This is a genomic window from Companilactobacillus bobalius (assembly GCF_009764355.1).
Genome location: NZ_LNUA01000005.1, coordinates 1 through 3,156, shown reverse-complemented (window position 1 = coordinate 3,156; position 3,156 = coordinate 1). Strand labels below are relative to the sequence as shown.

The following is a 3,156-nucleotide window of genomic DNA, read 5'->3' as shown; positions in this document are numbered from 1 at the left end:
TGAACTGCTCCTCCAGATGGTGAACCATTTAGAACCATCAAGTATCCCCATGTAGTTCCCGCCCCAATAGGTATATTATTACCACCGCTTGCACCCAGAACTAGATATACTCCAGAATTTGCATAATCATCCCAATTGGCATCTTGAGTTAATTGAGGCTTATCGACAGAGCTTAGCGGGCTTGCTTTCGATACTGCACTTTCCTGCAATTGCTTGATACTGATATTTGCGTTGCTAATATCCTGATTAACTTTAGCCATAGCTGTGCTCTGATTTTCTTGCATGTCTTTGATGGCCGTATCCGAACTACTCTTTAGATCGGCAATTACTTGGTCACTTTGAGACTTCAAATCTTTACTATCGGACTCAAATTTGGTTTGCATAGAAGCAATTGAATCGGTCAATTTTTTCTGGCCATCCGAAATTGATTGAGAAACTTGAGCTTGCTGCCCAGCTGTGAAACTAGCATTGGCCTCAATAATTTGTTTTTGAACACCATCTAAAAATGAATTAACGGAAGCAATTTGTGCCTTGATAGCCACAATTGTAGCATTCAATTCATCACTATTAGTTTCCAAATCCAACTTTTTGGCAGCTAAATCAGCAACAATGTTCTCAACGTTTGCTTCGGCAGCATCTATGGTTGGTTGATACTGTGCTTTAGCTTCATCCAAAGATTTATTCATGAGTAATTTGAATTCCGCTGGAATATCAAGACCAGCAATTTGGGACTTCATTTGCTGGATTCTACCGAGCCAGTCATTTTCGGTATCAGTTAAGAACTTATTGATATTTTCGATGCCCGGAATGTAGCTGACTGAAGTATCATCAAGCTGCGTGCTTGGAATGATTGAGATATCAAATCCATTTGTGGTCACTTCATTATTGATCACAAAATAAGCATCTTGAATTTTACCGACAGATTCTGTTAAATGCTTACTTACAGAATAACTGATCACGCTACCATTAACATTTGCTGGGTCATTAGAAACAATTGTCCCATCGGGCTTTTTGGCTACAAAGGTAGCAAAATTAATCTGTAAGGTTTCATCTCCTCCATTTAAGATAGTTGCTTCAATAGTCACATCATTTTCACCTTGTCTCAAGATAATTGGTTCATTATTGATCACAGCATCTTTACGAACATCGAGGCTAATTTTAGCTATTCTTATCATCTACTTCGCCTCCGTCAACCCTGCCTGACGTGTCATATACTAGCCCGAGTGATCCTGCAATTAGTAGTACTGTATTAACGATTGCCATAATCTGATTAATTTGATCTGAAGTTATTTCCCAACCTAGCAAATGTCCTACCTGTTGACCAAATACTAGAATCAAAGAAATTAGTGATACCCACCATGTCTTTGAATGTGTATCCAAAGTTAATTTATTTTTCATTTATTCATCTACCTACCTTATCTTCCACTCTTATTAGTCTTTTCTCATGGTCTGTAACCATTTCGGAAAGCGTATGATTATCACTCTTTGTTTCTTCCTTAAATGATTTAAATTCACTAGATAAATCTTTGATGTCGTATCTTAATGGTTTAATAATTGTAATATTTACAAACCAGGTTAAAACTCCAATAAAAATTGAAAATAGTGAAAAAAGTGCCAACCATTCAGTTAGTGAATATCCCATTATTACGTGTGGTGGCATATATTCATCTCCCTAAAAAAAGACTAGCCAAACGGCTAGCCTTCTTTGTTTTCTTGATATTCTTGTCCAGTGATGTATTTATAATCATCTTTAGATATAATCATAGGAACATAATCCACGATGTCAGCAGCCTTGAGTGTTCCCCATCCGAATTCCATCTTTAGTAATTCCGTCATTTTTAATTACTCCTTAAAATTATTCCAACCTCCACCACTACCAGTAAGGGAGCATGCTTTTATTGGCTACTTAGCTGTAATGGTTGCTCCATTAGTTGTAGCTGTGGATGTTACATCTGTTGGTGCTTCAGGTGCTGGTGTTAGAACTGTCCAGCCTTTTACATCAACTTTTTCTGATTCGAGACCTGTAACTGAATCCTTAAAAGTGATTTTATAATCGCCATCAGCAACTACTGTACCTGCTGCTAGTCCTGTAACAGCAACACTAGCTACACCGATTTCACTTTCGCCAACTTTATTTCCTGCCTTATCATAAATAACTTCAATATCCTTTGAACGATCTACTTCTGCCATAATTAAATACTTCCTTTTTTTATTTTTATTGTGCTGAAATTACTGCTCCGTCTACTGTTGCTACAGACTTAACTTCTGACGGTGTAGTTGGAGTTGGATCAATTCCCATTACTTTATCTAACTTGATGGTTAGATCTGCTATCTGCCTAGTTAATTCAGTGGTAACCAAGTTTGAATTAGCTTTATCTTCGATATATTTTTTGGTTAAAGTTGTCAAGGCCATTTGAAGTTGATCTTTGGTTAAACTGTCATTTAATTGTTCTTTAGTTAAATTGGTTAGTGACTTTTTAGTTTCTTCATCTGGTGTCATGCCTGTTGAAATGTGAACTAATTTATTATCAGATTGTCTGACTGTCCACTTAAACATTTCATCGATTGAAAAGGCTGGATCACTATTCTTAATTAGTGTCCAGCCTTTTTCCTTTGCTTGATTTTCTGCTGCATAATTGCTCGTGTTATTGACTCCGACAATATTTCTATCATCATCTAAATAAACTGAAATTTTCATTATTGTACCTCCTAATTTTTATAAGTATTCACTTGAATTACTGGGATTTTGAAATCACCATCCGTGTAATCACCAAATATATGTGCAGTAAGATTAATACTAAGCGTTGTATTAGGAAGTACCTTAATTGATGCTCCTCCAAAGCTTTTAATGGTGAAACCTGAAATGTTATTATAGAAGTCATCAATTTTTTCCCAAGAGTTTCCATCACTAAGTTGGGCTTGAACTTTTTTACCAATATATTGTGACAATTGGTCAGAAATATCAATTGAGCTATTAACAACTAATTTTTCTTTAGGAATCTTAATTGGTGTTAAACCGACTGATGATAAATCAAAACGAATATTACGATTTCCAAAGCTTGAGCCACTGAGAGTATCTGAAGTTAGATTGCTTAAAGTGATTAAAAGGCCATCTTGTACATTATCATAATTTGTTGACGGACCCGATAGCAAAAT

The 3,156-nt window shown here is 35.9% G+C and carries 7 protein-coding genes; all 7 read right to left on the bottom strand.

Translation table 11 applies throughout. From position 1 onward, the window contains the following. A partial coding sequence (locus ATN92_RS00220; RefSeq protein ID WP_158106608.1) for a pyocin knob domain-containing protein occupies positions 1–1,175 on the bottom strand: 1,175 nt, incomplete at its 3' end. Next, a complete protein-coding gene (locus ATN92_RS00215) occupies positions 1,159–1,398 on the bottom strand; it encodes a phage holin (protein ID WP_056952955.1) in 240 nt (79 codons plus the stop codon). The genes ATN92_RS00215 and ATN92_RS00220, both read right to left, overlap by 17 nt. Positions 1,399–1,402: 4 nt before the next feature. Beyond that, on the bottom strand, positions 1,403–1,660 hold the full coding sequence (locus tag ATN92_RS00210; RefSeq protein WP_056952957.1) for a hypothetical protein: 258 nt from the start codon (positions 1,658–1,660) through the stop codon (positions 1,403–1,405). A gap of 35 nt (positions 1,661–1,695) precedes the next feature. After that, on the bottom strand, positions 1,696–1,836 hold the full coding sequence (locus ATN92_RS00205) for an XkdX family protein (RefSeq protein ID WP_082604543.1): 141 nt from the start codon (positions 1,834–1,836) through the stop codon (positions 1,696–1,698). A 66-nt stretch (positions 1,837–1,902) separates the two neighbouring features. After that, entirely contained in the window at positions 1,903–2,190 is a 288-nt protein-coding gene (locus tag ATN92_RS00200; protein ID WP_056952959.1) for a flagellar hook assembly protein FlgD, read from the bottom strand. Positions 2,191–2,215: 25 nt separating this feature from the next. After that, entirely contained in the window at positions 2,216–2,698 is a 483-nt protein-coding gene (locus ATN92_RS00195) for a hypothetical protein (RefSeq protein WP_056952961.1), read from the bottom strand. Between the two features lie 11 nt (positions 2,699–2,709). Beyond that, positions 2,710–3,156, bottom strand: a 447-nt coding sequence (locus ATN92_RS00190; RefSeq protein ID WP_158106607.1) for a hypothetical protein, incomplete at its 5' end; no start/stop codon positions are given.